The following is a 15,897-nucleotide window of genomic DNA, read 5'->3' as shown; positions in this document are numbered from 1 at the left end:
ATGTATAAATTCGCGCCATGCGCATCTCCATGTTTATTGCCGGAAGGATCGCTTTCAACCGGTCTTCGTCCTTTTCGCGGTTCATCATCAACATCGCCATGGCGGCCACGGGCTTCAGCGTTGCGGTGATGATCATCGCCACGGCAATGATCAACGGGTTTCAGCACGTGATCTCCGAGAAGATCTTCAGCTTCTGGGGCCATTACCACATCACCGACTACCGCGCCCCCGGCGGCCCGCTCACCGAGCAGGCCCCCTTTCCCGAGGATTCCGACCTCGAAAAGCGCATCGCCGCCCTTCCGCAGGTCAAATTCATCAGTCCCTTCGCCACCAAATCCGTCATCGTTAAAAAAGGCCGCGAAACCGAAGGGATGATCTTTAAAGGCTCCCCGGCCGGACAAGCCCTTCCTTTCATCATCGAAGGCCGCACCACAAAGGCGCAGGACAGCGGTTACGCATCCGAAGTCATCATTTCGGCCAGCACCGCCAAATCCCTCCACCTGAAACTGGGAGACGCGCTGGTGATGTATTTCATGCGGGGCGACGGCCTTTCGCCGCGCGCCCGGAAGCTCAGTGTTTGCGGCATTTATAAAACCGGCATCGAAGAATACGATAAAACATACGTGGTGGGCGATATCAACCTCATCCGCCGCCTCAACGACTGGAGCCCTGACGAAATCGGCGGCTACGAAGTGCACCTGAACCAGTTCGGCGACATGGCCACGGCGGGCGAGCGCATCAGCGACGAGCTGACCACGGCCGAGCTGGGGATGCGCAGCATGCAGGAGATTTATCCCAATATCTTCGACTGGCTTGGGTTGCAGAATAAATCCGAACAGATCATTCTTATCATCATGACCATCGTGGCGGTGTTCAACATGATCACGGCGATGCTGATCCTCATCCTGGAAAGAACGAACATGGTCGGCATTCTCAAAGCCCTGGGCATGCGCAACGGATCCATCCAGCGGATATTCCTGTACCAGGCCGGCTACATCGTGATCGCCGGGATCGTGATCGGGAACGTGCTGGGCCTGGGCCTGGCGTTCCTGCAGCAATACACGGGCTTCATCCGGCTGCCGGAAGAAGCGTATTACATGTCTGTGGCGCCCATCGCCATTCAGTGGTGGAAAGTAGCGCTGATCAATGTGGGAACATTGGTGATATGCGTGCTGGTGCTCATTATCCCGTCTTTGCTCATCCGGCGGATATTGCCGGTGCGGGCCATTCAGTTCAAATAAGGAGCCTTCCGCAAATGATCCCTGCGGCCACGGCGGCATTCAGGGATTCGGCCTGGCCGATGCGCGGGATGGTGATGTGATGGCTGCTGCGGCGGAGGGTTTCGTCGCTCAGTCCACGGGATTCATTGCCGATGAGAATAATTCCCGAATCGATTTTTTTTGTAAGGGTGATATCCTTGCCATGAAGGGTAGCGGCGTAGGAGGGGAGGGACGCGTGTTTTTCCAGGAACTGCGGAATGTCGCGGATGATGACGCTCACGCGCAGGAAGCTGCCCATGGTGGCCTGGATGGTTTTGGCGTTGAAGGCGTCTACACAATCGGGCGAGCATACCACCTGCCGGATGCCAAACCAGTCGGCTATACGAATGATGGTGCCCAGGTTCCCGGGGTCCTGGATGGTTTCCAGCGCAAGGGAAACACCTTCGGGAACGAAGTCGCGCGCGGGCGGCATGTCTGCCAAAGCCACGGCGCGGTTGGGGGCGGAAAGGGACGACAGCTGCTTCAGGACCTCGGCGCTCACTTCCAGCACATCCACACCAGTGGCCTTTTCCGCCAGTTCCCGGTTATCGAGCAGCCACTCCTGCGTGGCATACACTGCCTTGACGCCAACACCCGATCCGAGTAATTCCTGGACGATCTTGTCGCCCTCGGCCACAAACTGGCCAAATTTTTGACGGTATTTTTTGTGCTGTAATCCGGTAATATATTTAATTTGCGCCTTTGATAACATAGGGTCAAACCTACGTGAATTCCGGCATTCAGCCAACATGTCCCGCCACGGCGGGCCCGGTACTTACCCGTTAATTCAGTCTGACAGTGAAGAAACCGACATACCCATCCCCTTTCGGACAGCCCCTGCAGCGTGCGCTCTGGCTGACGGTATGCCTGTTCCTGGCTGCCTGCTCCAACACCCGCTACCTCCAGGAAAATCAAAGCCTGTTGGTAGGAACGAAAGTCGAGATCAACGGCGCACTGTCGTCCAACGAAAAAACGGACCTGAAAAATGACCTGTCCAGCCGCTCGCTCATGCTGCAGCAGCCCAACCGAAAATTCCTCGGTTCCCGCATCAAAGTCTGGCTCTACAATCAAAAGAATTACGAAAAGAAAAGCAACTGGCTCTGGAACCTCATGCTGAGCGAACGGAACCTCGAAGCCCCTGTCATCTACGACTCGGTTAAAACCAAGGAGTCGATGGACCGGATGGTCGCCTATCTCAACAACCAGGGCTATTTCTACGCCACCGTCCAATCCCGCCAGAGCGATCACGGGCAGAAAGCGGCGGTCACCTACCAGGTCAACACCGGCAAGAATTTCATCGTCCGCAAGATCATTTACGATATCCCCGACACCGCCATCGCGCAGGTCGTGAAGGAAGGGGAGAAGCTGTCGCTCCTCAAAACCGACGTCCCCTACAAAGCATCCAACCTCAGCAGCGAGCGCGAGCGCCTCACCCGCCTCATCCGCGACGCCGGGTATTACAAATTCAACCGCGACCTGGTCGTTTTCACCGTCGACACCCTCAATAAATCCCTCTTCGTTGACCCGCTCAACCCTTTCGAGGTGATGCCCGGGGTACTGCGCGCCGATCAGAAGCCGACGCTCGACGTGGAAGTGGCCATCCTCCCGCCGGAAGACTCCGCCAGCGACCAGACGAAACTTTTCTACCTCAATAAAATTTTCGTTTATCCCGACATGACGCTGCAGGAAAGCACCGAAGACAGTACTTTCCACACCACCACCACGCGCAACCTTACCATCAAATACCACCAGAACATCGTTCGCCCGCGCGTGCTCACCCGCGCCATCCAGCTGCGGCCGGGAGAAAGATATTCCACGTCCAACTACAGCAATACCATCAGCCGGCTGTACGATCTCAACCTCTGGCAGTTCGTGAGTTTGCAGTATAAAGACGTGAAAGATACCGTCCAGAAACTGGACGCCTACATCCAGCTATCGCCGCGCAAGAAGCAGGAAATGAGCACTAACTTCGACGTAACCACTTCCAACGACTATGCCGTGGGTAGTGCCGTTTCCGTAGGGTACCGCCATTTCAACCTCAACCGGGCGGCCAACGAATTGCATATTACCGTGAAAGGCGGCCTGGAACTGCGGAACCAGTCGCGCGCGGGGCTTTCGCTGCAGTCGCAGGAATACGGGATCAACGCCGATTACGTGCTCCCGCGGTTCATGCTGCCTTTCCGCGTGCGGCAGAATTACCGGTCTACGGCTAAAACGCGCATTTCCGCGGGGTACAACAATCTCCGCCGTATCGACCGTTTCAATATTCGGACGGTGACCGGCGCTTTGGGATATGAGTGGAACGAATCTATCTACAAGCGCTGGAGCGTGAAACCGTTTAACCTGAATTACGTGGGAGTTACGCTGGTACAGGGTTTCAAGGATACGGTGGTGAGCAAGAACCCTTATTTGCAGCGCAGTTTCGAGCCGGCGTTCATCGGTGGCGAAGCGGCGGCGTTCATCTTCAGTAACGACGATATTTTCCATAAAAGACAGAACACCTATTTCCGCGCCGCCATCGAGGAATCGGGCGCCTGGCTGGAAGGGGTGAACAGTTTGCTGAACGTGCTGACCAATAAGCGCGACGACCTGGAATCGGCCGCCAACGTGAATATTTCGCGGTTCGTGCGGCTGGATCTCGATTATCGCCATTACTGGAATTACAACCGCAGCAGTGTGGCCACCCGCGCCTATCTCGGTCTGGGCCTGCCTTACGGGCAGAGCGATGTGCTGCCTTACGTGAGGCAATTTACTTCCGGCGGCCCCAACAGCATTCGTGCCTGGCGGTTGCGCACGCTGGGCCCGGGCTCGTTCCGCAGCGATACGCTGGCGCAATCCGCCATCTTCCCCGATCAAACGGGCGATATGCGTTTCGAAGGAAATGTGGAATACCGGTTCAACATCCTCCGCCTGTTTGGTGGGTCGATGATGCTGAAAGGCGCTACCTTCCTCGATTTTGGTAATATCTGGATGTTGAAGGAAGATACCAGCAGACCCGGTGCGGCGTTCAAAATCAAGAACCTGTACAACGACCTGGCGATCGGTACCGGTGCCGGCGCGCGGCTGGATTTCAGTTATTTCGTCATCCGCCTCGATTGGGGCATCCCGCTCAAGAAACCATATCCTGCCGAAGGCGGCAAGAAATGGTTCATCAGCGAATGGGCGCTGGGCGACGGCCGCTGGCGCCGCGACAACGTTATCTGGAACGTAGCGATCGGCTATCCGTTCTGAGTTTCCTGTTTTTTCTTGTAATCATCGATGAATTGGGCCACATCCATCGCGTCTTCCAGCTTGAAGTCGCCGATGCGGGTGCGGCACAGGCTGCTGAGATAGCCGCCACATCCCGCGGCTGCGCCGAAATCGTTGGCGAGGGAGCGGATATAGGTGCCGGTGCTGCATTCCACGCGGAAATGAACGACGGGCAGTTCCACTTTCGTGATCTCGAAAGCATGGATCGTGATGGCGCGGGGCTCAACTTTCACTTCCACGCCTTTGCGGGCGAGGTGGTAAATGGGTTTTCCGTTCTGTTTGATGGCGGAGTGGATGGGCGGCAGTTGCTGAAGGGGGCCGGTGAAGGTATCGGCGATGGCCTGCAATGCGGCGAGGTCCAGTTCCGGAACGGGTTGATGGTCTTGCGGTTCGGATTCCAGGTCGAACGTAGGGGTTACGGCGCCGAGGGTGAAGGTGCCGGTGTATTCCTTTTCTTTAGCCTGGTATTCGTTGATTTTCTTCGTCATTTTGCCCGTGCAGCAGATGAGAAGCCCCGTGGCTAAGGGGTCCAGCGTGCCGGCATGGCCTATCTTGGCTTTGGTGGTATTGCGGATCTTGCGGACAACGTCGAACGACGTCCAGGTCAAGGGTTTATTGATCAACAGCACTGCGCCTTCCTGAAAATTCGGTGTTTCTGACATGGCGCAAAGATAATAAGTTTTACTTGCCTTCCCCGCCTGCCTGCCGTCTCATCGCCATTACGGTAATCATGGACGCCATGAGCGCGATGAAGATGAACGATATCCGCAGTCCCGACGCCTGGGCGATGAACCCGATGAGCGGCGGCCCCAGCAGGAACCCGAAAAACCCGAACGTGCTCACAGCTGCGAGCGCCATGCTCTGGCTCATGGTCTTGGTGCGCCCCGCCTGGCTGTACACGAGGGGAATAACGGTGGAAACGCCCAGTCCTACCAGGAAAAATCCCAATGCAGACATCCATACCGTCGGGAAAGCCACGGCCAGCAACAATCCCGATGCCGCCAGCACGCCACTGCCTTTCAGCATGCCCGAAATTCCGAACCGTTTGGTCAGCCAGTCGCCCACGAACCTGCCGGATGTCGTTGCAGCGGTAAAAGCGGTGTACCCGATGGTCACTTTCCCGGGATCGGCCTCCACTACTTTCGCGAAGTAAACCCCGCTCCAGTCGTACATCGTGCCTTCACAGATCATGCAGCAGAAGGCGATGATGCCCAGGCTGACGAGAGCTTTGTCGGGTTTCACGAAAATCGGCTGGCGCTCGCCGGCGGTTTTGGTGTGGGGAAGGGAATTGCGGAAAGACAGGATGATCATCAGCATGGCGAAACCCGCTACCATCATGAAGTGCTGGGATGGCGGCGTTTTAAGGTTTACCATCAGCGTGCCGATCCCCGCGCCCGCGAGCCCCGCGAGGCTCCACACGGCGTGGAACGACGACATGATCGATTTGCCGTACAACGCTTCCACGCTCACGGCCTGCGTATTCACCGAAATATTGCCCAGGTTGCCGGCAAACCCGAAAAGGAAAAGGACGAACCCCAATATCCAGGGATTGCCCGCCTGGCCGATGCAGAACAGGAAAACGGCATACAAAACCGCCGCCAGGATCATCACGGGGCGGCTGCCCGACCTCGTCACGAGCCATCCAGCTATCGGCAGCGAAATGAGCGCGCCCACGGGAATGCAAAGCAGCAAACTTCCCAGCGCCGCTTCGCTCAGGTTCAAATGCTCCTGAATGGCCGGAATGCGGGATGCCCAGGAGGCGAAACAAAGTCCATTGAGAAAGAAAAAGGCCGCGACAGACAGCCGGGCCTTTTGTTTATCGATTACAGTCATTTGCAGAAGGGCTGAAAACTTTGCCGGTACTCCTCCGTCAGGTTGGATACGATGGTTGCCACGGGCTCGATGCCGTCTACCATTTCCACGCTCTGACCTGCGCTCCACAGTTGGTTATAGTAATTGGGTTTGGTCGCTTTTTCCAGCATTTTCATGCCTTTGAGCTGCACCATCATCTTGAAATACTTCTTGGTGCGCGGGTTGCGCGACAACCATTTCTCCCAGCTGCTTTGCTTGTAACCGAGCTTCTGGGCGGCGGGGGTATTGATGATATTGCAGGGCGTGCCGGAAAGGCGTTCGGTCAACACGATGTCTTCCATGCCATGGTCTACGATGGCTTGCTTGTATTCGTCGCTCACATTGGCTTCCGGGCTGGCGATGAAGCGTGTGCCGATGGAGACGCCGTCTGCCCCGAGTATCATGGCGCTGGCCATTTGCTGGCCGGAAGCGATGCCGCCGGCGGCTACCACGGGCATGTCCGGGAAGGCTTTCCGCAATGCGGGAACGAGGATGTGCATGGGGTAGGGACCGGCGTGGCCGCCTGCGCCCGAGCATACGGCGATGAACCCGTCTGCGCCTACCTGCGCCGCTTTATGGGCGTGCTCGAGGTTGGTGACGTCGCAAAAGACTTTCGCGCCATAGGAATGGGCGGCGTCGATCACTTCGCGGGGATTGCCGAGGGAGGTGATGTAAAACGGAACTTTGGCTGCCACGCAGGCTTCCAGGTGCTTTTTATAGAGTGGGTTCGTTTTTTGTACGATGAGGTTGACGCCGTAGTTGCCGCCGGGATGGGCGGAACGGACGGCGTTGAGCCTTTCCAGCACGGCGTGCAGCTCACCTTCCTTCCGGTAGTTCAGGGAAGGGAATGTGCCTGCGATGCCGCTCTGTATCGCGGCGCTGACCATGGCCTCGTTGCTGACGAGGAACATGGGGGCCATGATCACAGGATGCCGGACGCCCAACAGGTCGGTGATGGGATGGTTCATGTTGTGAGGGATGATTTCGCTCGGGTTTGTAATTGGCGCGCCACGTATTTGCCCAGAATGTCGAACTCCAGGTTTACGGTGCTGCCGGGTTTCAGGTGCCGGATATTGGTGTGATCGTATGTATAAGGTATGATCGCCACGGAAAACGCATCGCCGGAAATGTCGAACACCGTGAGGCTCACGCCGTTCAGGCAGATAGATCCCTTTTCGACGATCAGCGGCGCAAAGGAAGGGTCGAAACCGAACCGGAAAAGCCAGCTGCCGTCTTGCGGGTCAACAGACAGGCACGTCCCCGTACCGTCTACATGCCCCTGGACGATGTGCCCGTCGATCCGGCTGTTAAAGATCATGGCCCTTTCCAGGTTCACGGCATGGCCGGGTTGGAGGTCGCCGATATTGGTCTTTTGCAGCGTTTCCGCTACCGCTACGGTGGTGTAACGGTCTGCCTCCACTGCCGTGACGGTCAGGCAAACGCCGTTGTGGGATACGCTCTGGTCGATTTTCAATTCCTGCGCCAGGGGCGTGCTGATGGTGAGTTCCAGGTTGCCGCCCGCTGTAGTGGCGGTGGCCACGATGCCTGTCGTTTCAATAATGCCGGTAAACATAATACACAAATTTAATGGAGAATTGCCGGCAGAAGAAATGACGAATATATTTTGCGAATAAAAAAGTTATGATTACCTTTGCTGTCCGTAAAAATATACTGTAAAACAGAATAAAGGAGAAATATGTTAATCATCGATTCCAAAGATTGCGAAAACATCGACAAAGCGCTCAAAAAGTATAAAAAGAAATTTGAGAAAGCGAAAATTCTGCTGCAACTGAGAGAGCGTCAGTCGTTTACCAAGCCTTCTATCCGCCGTCGCACCCAGGTGCTGAAGGCTGTATATAAGCAGCAGGTAGCAACCGGCAAGTTCGATCAATAATTAGATAGTTACATCTTTTTATACACGAAATTGATGATTGTAAAGGATTAATGTATCTTTACAATCATCAATTTTTTTGTGTTGGATCAAGTGCACCTTCCTCCTCTGGCGCAGGATTTCCTCGCCTGGCTCTCCCTCGAAAAGCGGTACTCGCCGCATACGGTGCAATCCTATTCCCTTGATCTTCACCAGTTTTTTCAATACCTGCAAAGTCAGTACGACGGCATCCCGCTCGGGAGCGTGAAGGCTTCTCATATCAAGTCGTGGCTCGCCCTTGGCTTGGAAGGCCGTAAAAAAGCAGAAGACGCCCGCAAGGGAGTGCCAACGCCCGCCTCCGCTGTCACCATCCGCCGGAAGATGTCGGCCCTCAGGTCTTTCTTTAAGTTCGCCCTGCGAAAAGGCGTGGTCCAGCAAAGCCCAATGGCCCGCGTAACCGGCCCCAAACTGCCGGAAAGGCTGCCCGTGTTCGTAGACGAAATGGCCATGGAAAAGCTCACGCAGCCACCCGCAGGGGAGGAGCTCCCGCTTTTCAGCGACGACTTCGCCGGGGTTACCCAATGCCTTATCATGCGCTTGCTGTACCATGCCGGTATCCGGCGTGCGGAGCTGATCGGTCTGGAAGACAGGAGCGTCGATATTTCCAACGGGCAGATCAAAGTGCTCGGAAAGGGCAATAAGGAGCGGATCATCCCGGTGGGGACCGTGTTGATGAAAGACATAAGGAATTACTTCGATAAGCGTGAAGAAGCCGTTCCGGGATATTCCGGAAAGGCGATGCTCTGCCTGCCCAATGGCAAGCCTGTTCAGGCCTGGGACGTGTACCGTACCGTGCGCCGCGTGCTGGAGCGGGTGACCACCTTGAAAAAGCGGAGCCCGCACGTGTTGCGGCATACATTCGCGACGCACCTGGTGAACAATGGGGCGGACATAAATGCGGTGAAGGAGTTGTTGGGCCATGCGAGCCTGGCGTCTACCCAGGTGTATACCCATAATACGATCGAGAAGCTGCGCCGGGTGCATAAGCAGGCGCATCCGCGGGGGTAGTATCAAAGCTTTTATTGACAGAAAAATGCACTAATCAAAGACAGTTTGGTGAATGATGTGCGTCATCCGTTATGGTGGAAGGAAGCGTTAATATTGGATATGTTCATTTTAACAAAATTTTTAGGGGCAGACACATTGATTTGAGTGGGAAGAATTAGTATATTAGTAATACAGTTCTTTAGATAAAAAATGCGCCTATGATGTATGACTACTAATTTGAAATCAGATTGTTAAATGTAAAATTTTAGTGCTATGAATGTTCAAATTCAAACTGTGCGTTTTGATGCTGACGCCAAATTAATTGATCATGTGAATAAGAGAGTCCAGAAACTTTCCACCTTTTACGACAAGATTGTACATGTAGAGATTTTCCTGAAATTAGATCAGTTAGCCCACCAGGTAAAAGACAAAATAGCGGAGATCCGCGTAAATGTACCCCGTCACAGCTTCTTTGTAAAGCATGAGAGCAAATCCTTCGAAGAGTCCTTCGATCTTGCGTTTGACAGCCTTGTTAACCAGATCAAGCGTAAGAAAGAGAAGAATTTACATTAAAATCTCAAAAATATTTTGGAATTAATATTCTCTTTACTACCTTTGCCATCCCGATTCAAAAAGGGATCGGCGAAGGTAGTAAAGTTCTTTGCTGTAGGGCATTTTAGCCGAAACAAGAGAGTTTTGAAAAATCTTGGGAAAGTGAAAAAAAATATTTGTTTTAATAAAATTTTCACCCTTATTTTGCACTCCCTTTAAGCAAGAATGTTAATCTTTTTCTTGACAAAAGAATGCCAGCATAGCTCAGTTGGCCAGAGCTACTGATTTGTAATCAGTGGGTCGGGGGTTCGAATCCCTCTGCTGGCTCAAAAGGTTATTAAGTAAGTCGGGCAGGTTCCAGAGCGGCCAAATGGGGCGGACTGTAAATCCGCTGTCTTTCGACTTCACAGGTTCGAATCCTGTCCTGCCCACCAAAAATGCAAGCTTTGCGTAGTGTGTTTTGGTAGAAATGTAGATGAGGCAAAGCGATGTGCGGGAGTAGCTCAGTTGGTAGAGCGACAGCCTTCCAAGCTGTAGGTCGCGGGTTCGAACCTCGTCTCCCGCTCTAAAGCACCTTCAACGCTGTTGTAGCTCAGGGGTAGAGCACTTCCTTGGTAAGGAAGAGGTCGTGAGTTCAATTCTCATCAACAGCTCAAAAGAATTCGGATGCTGGGTAACCGGAAAGTCCTTCTGGGAAATTTCTGTGGCCGGTATCCGAAATTCGAAGTTTAACGCAGCCGGTAAGCTCAATGGATGAGCGTTTCGCCAGTAAGCGAGAAGGAGCGGGTTCAATTCCTGCGGCGGGCTCCAGTTTGTTAAGTAAGTTTTAAAACAACTATAAAGCAATAAACTTTACAAACCATCTTAAAAAAAATACAATGGCAAAAGAAACCTTTAAGCGGGATAAACCCCACGTTAACATTGGTACCATTGGTCACGTTGACCACGGTAAAACTACCTTGACTGCTGCCATTACTACAATTCTGGCAAACAAGGGCTTGGCTGAGAAGAAAGGTTATGACGAGATCGACGCGGCTCCTGAAGAAAAAGAAAGAGGTATCACCATCAATACAGCACACGTAGAGTATCAGACTACAAACCGTCACTATGCTCACGTTGACTGCCCTGGCCACGCTGACTATGTGAAAAACATGATCACCGGTGCCGCCCAGATGGACGGTGCTATCCTGGTAGTAGCTGCTACCGACGGTCCGATGCCCCAGACGAAAGAGCACGTTCTGCTCGCTCGCCAGGTAGGTGTTCCCCGTATGGTTGTATTCATGAACAAAGTAGACCTGGTTGATGACGCCGAGCTGCTGGAACTCGTTGAGATCGAGCTGCGCGAACTGCTGTCTTCCTATGGTTTCGACGGCGATAATGTGCCCATCATCCAAGGCTCCGCTACCGGCGCTCTCGCAGGTGATCCCCAGTGGATCGCTAAGATCGAGGAACTGATGGAAGCAGTTGATACTTACATTCCCCTGCCTCCCCGCCCGGTTGACCAACCCTTCCTGATGTCGGTAGAAGACGTGTTCTCTATCACCGGTCGTGGTACTGTAGCCACCGGTCGTATCGAGCGCGGTCGTATCAAAGTTGGTGAAAACGTTGAGATCGTAGGTCTGCAAGCAGAATCTATGAAATCTACCTGCACCGGCGTTGAGATGTTCAAAAAACTGCTGGACGAAGGTGAAGCTGGTGACAACGCCGGTCTGCTCCTCCGCGGTATTGAGAAAACTCAGATCCGTCGCGGTATGGTTATCTGCCAGCCCGGTTCTATCACTCCGCACACCGACTTCAAATGCGAAGTTTACGTACTGAGCAAAGAAGAAGGTGGCCGTCACACGCCGTTCTTCCAGAAATACCGTCCTCAGTTCTACTTCCGTACCACGGACGTAACTGGTGAGGTTGAACTGCCGGCAGGTGTTGAAATGGTTATGCCTGGTGATAACATCAGCCTGACTGTTAAACTGATCCAACCGATCGCTATGGAAAAAGGTCTGAAATTCGCTATCCGCGAAGGTGGCCGTACCGTAGGTGCTGGTCAGGTGACTGAAATCCTGAAATAATCAGTAGTCCACTACTGAGAAAATAAAAAAAGCCATCAGTTCTTGCGTAAGTAATCTCCCAAAGATTATCTTTGCAGACGGTGAAAACGAAAGGTGCTGATGGCTTACACACGGGCATGGTGCAACGGTAGCATACGGGTCTCCAAAACCTTTGATCTGGGTTCGAATCCTAGTGCCCGTGCTGATTAAAATGTAAATTGCCGGAAAGTTAAATTGCAGATTTCCTCAACAAATCCGCAATTTCCCTTGAAGGCAATTTTTATCGTTCATAACAGGATTGTTTTTTAACTTCAGTCCCAAGAAATTATCACATGAACAAAGTCACCAACTACTTCAGAGAATCCTACCACGAACTGGTACATAAAGTATCCTGGCCTACCTGGAAGGAACTGCAGTCCTCTACCATGATCGTTCTGATCGCCACCATCATTATCACCCTGATGGTTTGGGGTATGGACACGGCTTCCCACCTGGTTTTATCGCAATACTATAAACTGTTTCAATAATGGATGAAGCCCAAATCCCCACTCAGCCCGCTCAGGAAACCAAATGGTACGTGCTGCGCGTGGTAAGTGGCAAAGAGAAGAAAGTCAAAGAATACCTGGATATCGAGATCCGCCGCAGTGATTGGGCCAACGTTATCACCCAGGTTTTCCTCCCCGTGGAAAAAGTTTATAAAGTGCAAGCCGGTAAAAAGGTAATGCGCGAAAAAAACTTCTACCCCGGTTATGTGATGATCGAAGCCATCGAAGGGAAAATGAACGACGAAGTGATCCAGGCCATCCGAAACGTGTCTGGCGTTATCCACTTCCTCGGTAAGGAAAAACCCATCGCTCTCCGCAAATCCGAAGTCAATAAAATGCTCGGAAAAGTTGACGAGATCTCCGATCAGGGCCTCACCATGAGCGAACCGTTCATCGTCGGCGAAACCATCAAGATCATCGACGGCCCTTTCAACGACTTCAACGGCGTCATCGAAGAAGTACTCGAAGACAAGAAGAAACTGAAAGTAACCGTTAAGATCTTCGGCCGCGCTACACCAGTAGAGCTGAACTTTATGCAGGTAGAAAAAATCAGCTAACCCTGGTTTTCCACCATACTCGAAGAGGTTGCCATCCGGCAGCCTCTTTTTTTATCCCACCTGCATCCCGTATAGACCGCAATGTTTACCCGCTGCTGCCGGAACACCCGATAAACCAGCCCCATCTACATCCCGCATAGAAAGCATTATTTACCCCATCCTGCCAGTATACCCGGTAGACAAGCCTTTCCAGCCCTAACTGCAACGCATGCACGCCTCTGGATGCGTTATCGTCCATCACCGCGACCACTCTATCCCCGCATTCAATTGAATACCCCAAATAAAAAAGCGGCCACGCCATCGCGCAGCCGCCGAAAATTTTGAAAGATCGCCAACCTTTATTTACGGGTCAGCTTCATTTCCATACTCTTGAATTCCTTACCGTCCTGCATCATGTACATTTCCATGAACTGGGTGTTGTCGTCTATCCACTTGAACACCTCGCGGATGCCCATGGGCTTGCCCGTTGGGTCCACAGATGAGCCCGTCAGCGTCATGCTGCGGGTAGCATCGTCGTACTTGCCCTCGAGCATCATGACGCCGGTACCCATATTGTCGTACCAAACAGACTGGAACACCTTCTTGGCGTTATCGTACGCCAGGATCCCATGCCCTTCGAATTGCATACCGCCCATGTCTCCCGTGTGAACGGTTTCCTGGTAACGGTCGCCAAGGATCATGCGATTGGTACAGCTGCCGGTAGATTTGGAGGAAGGCCCGCCGGGCGACATCCAGAAAGTGAGGTCCGTATTCCAGGTACCGTTGGCCATGGCCATCATTTTGTGCATGGGGCCGGGCGTCATGTAATCCATCCAGGCTTTCTGGGCGGCTTCATCCTGCGCGCGGGCGGAAATAACAGTACTGCAGACGATTGCGATGAACAAACACATGCGTTTCATAACGAAGGGGTTTAAGGCTATGAAGTTACGAAATACATGCATCAGCAACTTTTTGCCTGTTGCCACATGCAATTATCACATGGTTTCCAGGCACACGGGGGAAGGTGTTTCCATCGACATGCCCGTGTCCGTCAACAGCCCCGTTGCTGGATCGCGCTTGAAAACGACGATCGTGCCGCTTTTCTGGAGGGCGCAGTACAGGAGGCTTCCATCGTGCGACAGGCAGAAGTTGCGGGGTTCTTTCCCGGGAAGGGGCTGATTTTTAACGAGTTGTAACCCATCGGCCTGCACTTTGAATATTGCGATCTGGTGGATATCGCCGCGGAGGGAAGTATAGAGGAATTTACCATCGGGGGAAAGATGGATGTCTGCTCCGCTGAAATTGTCGCCCTTGTAATCTGTGGGCGCTGCGGAAACGGTTTGCAGGGGCGTGAGGCTGCCGTTTTGATAGCGGAAAGTCTGGACCTGGCCGTTGAGCTCCAGCACGGCGAAGAGGAGTTTTCCGTCGGCCGAGAAGGCCATGTGCCGGGGGCCGCCTCCGGGCGTGGTGGTGGCGAAAGGCTGTTTGGCAGGCGTCAGCGGGCGTTTATCGTGCTTCGGGTCGTAATCATATATATAGATGCGGTCGGTGCCCAGATCGGCGGCGAAGACCTGCTTGCCGTCGGGCGAGAAGAGGGTCGAATGGGCATGTGGGGCTTCCTGGCGGGAGGGGTTGGGGCCCTTGCCGCTGAAGTGGAGGCGTTGTACGGCGGTGCGGGGGATGCCGTTTGCGTCGAGCGGGAAAACGGTAAGGCTGCCGCCATTATAATTGGAGACGATGATATGTTGGTCTTGTGCGTCGACGGAGATGTGGCAGGGGCCGTTTCCGGCGGGTTGCGGTGTGCCTGCGGGCGTGAGGCCGGGAGGGGCCTGGCCGGCGGCGGGTTGAATGGCGTATGCCTGAACGGTGCCTTCACCGATTTCGGAGACGGCGTAGAGCATTTTGCGGTTGGTGGACAGTTTCAGGAAGGAGGGGTTGGCGATGCCGCTGAAGCCTTTCCGGTCGGCCCCGAACCAGGGAGCTTTGTCGGTGAGGATCAGTGCGTGGATGCCATCTTTGGACGCTTCGGAGTAGGAGCCGATGAAGAGTACGGTGTTTTTCATGCCGGTCGATAGGTTTTCTGGTGAGTTGAGCAAGAGCGATAACAGGAGCAATAGCATGTGGAAAAGCTTATGGGGGATAAATTTATAAAAAAGCGGGAAGGGATGGGGAGAAAATAATGGAAGGAAGGGTGGATGGGGGAGGGAAGAGGGGGAAAATCCGTATCTTTGCACGGTTCGGCAGCCCGGATGTATCACATTCGTTTACAGGCAGTTAGTCATGAATTAAAATCCCTATTCCCGTATAGTAGCAAAAAAAATGCCGAAGTCCAAATATTTTTTGCGAATCAATTAAATATTACCTACCTTTGCATCCCCCTTAAAATGTCTTTTAACGAACGACTTTTGAGTTTTGGGAGTTTCTGCTTCCGGTGACGGGAGGGGAAACGTTTAACCAAATTAAAAACAACACAATGGCAAAAGAGATCGCAACGTACGTGAAACTCCAGGTGAAAGGTGGCCAAGCCAACCCTGCTCCTCCGATTGGCCCTGCACTGGGTTCGAAAGGTGTGAACATCATGGAGTTCTGCAAACAGTTCAATGCCCGTACCCAGGACAAGATGGGTAAGGTATTACCGGTGTTACTGACTGTTTACACTGACAAATCCTTTGATTTCGTTATCAAAACTCCTCCGGCTCCGGTTCAACTGCTGGAAGCTGCGAAAGTTCAGAGTGGTTCCAAAGAGCCTAACCGTAACAAGGTGGGTAAAGTATCCTGGGATCAGGTTGAGGCAATCGCCAAAGACAAGATGCCTGACCTGAACTGCTTCACGCTGGAAAGCGCCATGAGAATGGTGGCTGGTACTGCGCGCAGCATGGGTATCACCGTAGACGGTAAAGCGCCCTGGGAAAACTAAATTGTTCACCCTGTGAAAGCAGGAAT

The 15,897-nt window shown here is 53.2% G+C and carries 16 protein-coding genes and 5 tRNA genes; 14 read left to right on the top strand and 7 right to left on the bottom strand.

From position 1 onward, the window contains the following. Nucleotides 1–17 precede the first annotated feature (17 nt). Nucleotides 18–1,241, top strand: coding sequence for an ABC transporter permease (locus WJU22_RS26050; RefSeq protein ID WP_341841081.1), 1,224 nt, complete (start codon nucleotides 18–20; stop codon nucleotides 1,239–1,241). On the opposite strand, the gene WJU22_RS26045 is transcribed toward WJU22_RS26050, so the two are convergent. Further along, nucleotides 1,234–1,971, bottom strand: a complete 738-nt coding sequence (locus WJU22_RS26045; RefSeq protein ID WP_425165384.1) for a TrmH family RNA methyltransferase — start codon at nucleotides 1,969–1,971, stop codon at nucleotides 1,234–1,236. The two genes, WJU22_RS26050 and WJU22_RS26045, sit on opposite strands and share 8 nt — an antisense overlap. 86 nt (nucleotides 1,972–2,057) lie before the next feature. On the opposite strand from WJU22_RS26045, the gene WJU22_RS26040 reads away from it, so the two are divergent. Then, complete coding sequence (locus tag WJU22_RS26040; protein WP_341841079.1) at nucleotides 2,058–4,490, top strand: BamA/TamA family outer membrane protein; 2,433 nt, start codon at nucleotides 2,058–2,060, stop codon at nucleotides 4,488–4,490. Here WJU22_RS26040 and truB read toward each other — a convergent pair. The 4 genes from truB to WJU22_RS26020 are packed head-to-tail and all read right to left on the bottom strand — an operon-like array spanning nucleotide 4,478 to nucleotide 7,932. After that, a complete protein-coding gene (gene truB, locus WJU22_RS26035; RefSeq protein ID WP_341841078.1) occupies nucleotides 4,478–5,170 on the bottom strand; it encodes a tRNA pseudouridine(55) synthase TruB in 693 nt (230 codons plus the stop codon). The genes WJU22_RS26040 and truB overlap by 13 nt on opposite strands. A 19-nt stretch (nucleotides 5,171–5,189) precedes the next feature. Then, complete coding sequence (locus WJU22_RS26030; protein ID WP_341841077.1) at nucleotides 5,190–6,341, bottom strand: MFS transporter; 1,152 nt, start codon at nucleotides 6,339–6,341, stop codon at nucleotides 5,190–5,192. After that, nucleotides 6,338–7,327 carry a nitronate monooxygenase gene (locus WJU22_RS26025; RefSeq protein ID WP_341841076.1) on the bottom strand — a complete coding sequence of 330 codons (990 nt, stop codon included), beginning with the start codon at nucleotides 7,325–7,327 and terminating at the stop codon, nucleotides 6,338–6,340. The genes WJU22_RS26030 and WJU22_RS26025 overlap by 4 nt, the downstream gene beginning before the upstream one ends. Then, nucleotides 7,324–7,932 (bottom strand): riboflavin synthase, encoded by a 609-nt coding sequence (locus WJU22_RS26020; RefSeq protein ID WP_341841075.1) that lies wholly within the window; start codon nucleotides 7,930–7,932, stop codon nucleotides 7,324–7,326. The genes WJU22_RS26025 and WJU22_RS26020 overlap by 4 nt, the downstream gene beginning before the upstream one ends. Nucleotides 7,933–8,055: 123 nt before the next feature. Between WJU22_RS26020 and rpsU the strand changes: the two genes are divergently transcribed. From rpsU to nusG, 11 genes are all read left to right on the top strand, one after another. Further along, on the top strand, nucleotides 8,056–8,253 hold the full coding sequence (rpsU, locus tag WJU22_RS26015; RefSeq protein WP_126246843.1) for a 30S ribosomal protein S21: 198 nt from the start codon (nucleotides 8,056–8,058) through the stop codon (nucleotides 8,251–8,253). A gap of 78 nt (nucleotides 8,254–8,331) precedes the next feature. Beyond that, on the top strand, nucleotides 8,332–9,297 hold the full coding sequence (locus WJU22_RS26010) for a tyrosine-type recombinase/integrase (RefSeq protein ID WP_341841074.1): 966 nt from the start codon (nucleotides 8,332–8,334) through the stop codon (nucleotides 9,295–9,297). A 252-nt stretch (nucleotides 9,298–9,549) separates the two neighbouring features. Beyond that, a complete protein-coding gene (locus tag WJU22_RS26005) occupies nucleotides 9,550–9,849 on the top strand; it encodes an HPF/RaiA family ribosome-associated protein (protein WP_341841073.1) in 300 nt (99 codons plus the stop codon). A 232-nt stretch (nucleotides 9,850–10,081) separates the two neighbouring features. After that, nucleotides 10,082–10,155: transfer RNA gene (locus WJU22_RS26000), tRNA-Thr, on the top strand. Nucleotides 10,156–10,176: 21 nt separating this feature from the next. Further along, a tRNA-Tyr gene (locus tag WJU22_RS25995) sits at nucleotides 10,177–10,262 on the top strand. Between the two features lie 58 nt (nucleotides 10,263–10,320). Then, a tRNA-Gly gene (locus WJU22_RS25990) sits at nucleotides 10,321–10,393 on the top strand. A 16-nt stretch (nucleotides 10,394–10,409) separates the two neighbouring features. Then, a tRNA-Thr gene (locus WJU22_RS25985) sits at nucleotides 10,410–10,481 on the top strand. Between the two features lie 225 nt (nucleotides 10,482–10,706). Beyond that, complete coding sequence (gene tuf, locus WJU22_RS25980; RefSeq protein ID WP_126246845.1) at nucleotides 10,707–11,894, top strand: elongation factor Tu; 1,188 nt, start codon at nucleotides 10,707–10,709, stop codon at nucleotides 11,892–11,894. Nucleotides 11,895–12,004: 110 nt separating this feature from the next. Further along, nucleotides 12,005–12,075 (top strand) — tRNA-Trp (locus tag WJU22_RS25975). A 130-nt stretch (nucleotides 12,076–12,205) separates the two neighbouring features. Next, nucleotides 12,206–12,400 (top strand): preprotein translocase subunit SecE, encoded by a 195-nt coding sequence (gene secE / locus WJU22_RS25970; protein WP_298717379.1) that lies wholly within the window; start codon nucleotides 12,206–12,208, stop codon nucleotides 12,398–12,400. Further along, complete coding sequence (nusG, locus tag WJU22_RS25965) at nucleotides 12,400–12,975, top strand: transcription termination/antitermination protein NusG (RefSeq protein WP_298717376.1); 576 nt, start codon at nucleotides 12,400–12,402, stop codon at nucleotides 12,973–12,975. The genes secE and nusG overlap by 1 nt, the downstream gene beginning before the upstream one ends. A gap of 338 nt (nucleotides 12,976–13,313) precedes the next feature. On the opposite strand, the gene WJU22_RS25960 is transcribed toward nusG, so the two are convergent. Both WJU22_RS25960 and WJU22_RS25955 read right to left on the bottom strand, forming a co-directional pair. Then, the gene (locus WJU22_RS25960; RefSeq protein ID WP_341841072.1) at nucleotides 13,314–13,874 is read right to left on the bottom strand and encodes a DUF1579 domain-containing protein; all 561 of its coding nucleotides are present in this window, start codon (nucleotides 13,872–13,874) and stop codon (nucleotides 13,314–13,316) included. A 75-nt stretch (nucleotides 13,875–13,949) separates the two neighbouring features. Next, nucleotides 13,950–15,017, bottom strand: coding sequence for a lactonase family protein (locus WJU22_RS25955; protein WP_341841071.1), 1,068 nt, complete (start codon nucleotides 15,015–15,017; stop codon nucleotides 13,950–13,952). A gap of 410 nt (nucleotides 15,018–15,427) precedes the next feature. Here WJU22_RS25955 and rplK point away from each other — a divergent pair, with 410 nt between their 5' ends. Next, nucleotides 15,428–15,871 (top strand): 50S ribosomal protein L11, encoded by a 444-nt coding sequence (gene rplK, locus WJU22_RS25950; RefSeq protein ID WP_126246850.1) that lies wholly within the window; start codon nucleotides 15,428–15,430, stop codon nucleotides 15,869–15,871. The last annotated feature ends 26 nt before the right edge of the window (nucleotides 15,872–15,897 follow it).

The organism is Chitinophaga caseinilytica (assembly GCF_038396765.1).
In the GTDB taxonomy this organism is placed as follows: domain Bacteria; phylum Bacteroidota; class Bacteroidia; order Chitinophagales; family Chitinophagaceae; genus Chitinophaga; species Chitinophaga caseinilytica.
The sequence above is the reverse complement of the archived record's forward strand: the minus strand, read 5'-3'. Positions and strand labels throughout refer to the sequence as shown.

What these genes read in the sequence shown, in the direction of transcription:
- WJU22_RS25960 (WP_341841072.1), bottom strand. Translation starts at nt 13,874, where the DNA reads ATGAAACGCATGTGTTTGTTCATCGCAATCGTCTGCAGTACTGTTATT.
- rplK (WP_126246850.1), top strand. Translation starts at nt 15,428, where the DNA reads ATGGCAAAAGAGATCGCAACGTACGTGAAACTCCAGGTGAAAGGTGGC.
- WJU22_RS26005 (WP_341841073.1), top strand. Translation starts at nt 9,550, where the DNA reads ATGAATGTTCAAATTCAAACTGTGCGTTTTGATGCTGACGCCAAATTA.
- secE (WP_298717379.1), top strand. Translation starts at nt 12,206, where the DNA reads ATGAACAAAGTCACCAACTACTTCAGAGAATCCTACCACGAACTGGTA.
- WJU22_RS25955 (WP_341841071.1), bottom strand. Translation starts at nt 15,017, where the DNA reads ATGAAAAACACCGTACTCTTCATCGGCTCCTACTCCGAAGCGTCCAAA.
- WJU22_RS26045 (WP_425165384.1), bottom strand. Translation starts at nt 1,971, where the DNA reads ATGTTATCAAAGGCGCAAATTAAATATATTACCGGATTACAGCACAAA.
- truB (WP_341841078.1), bottom strand. Translation starts at nt 5,170, where the DNA reads ATGTCAGAAACACCGAATTTTCAGGAAGGCGCAGTGCTGTTGATCAAT.
- WJU22_RS26030 (WP_341841077.1), bottom strand. Translation starts at nt 6,341, where the DNA reads ATGACTGTAATCGATAAACAAAAGGCCCGGCTGTCTGTCGCGGCCTTT.
- rpsU (WP_126246843.1), top strand. Translation starts at nt 8,056, where the DNA reads ATGTTAATCATCGATTCCAAAGATTGCGAAAACATCGACAAAGCGCTC.
- WJU22_RS26020 (WP_341841075.1), bottom strand. Translation starts at nt 7,932, where the DNA reads ATGTTTACCGGCATTATTGAAACGACAGGCATCGTGGCCACCGCCACT.
- WJU22_RS26025 (WP_341841076.1), bottom strand. Translation starts at nt 7,327, where the DNA reads ATGAACCATCCCATCACCGACCTGTTGGGCGTCCGGCATCCTGTGATC.
- WJU22_RS26050 (WP_341841081.1), top strand. Translation starts at nt 18, where the DNA reads ATGCGCATCTCCATGTTTATTGCCGGAAGGATCGCTTTCAACCGGTCT.
- nusG (WP_298717376.1), top strand. Translation starts at nt 12,400, where the DNA reads ATGGATGAAGCCCAAATCCCCACTCAGCCCGCTCAGGAAACCAAATGG.
- tuf (WP_126246845.1), top strand. Translation starts at nt 10,707, where the DNA reads ATGGCAAAAGAAACCTTTAAGCGGGATAAACCCCACGTTAACATTGGT.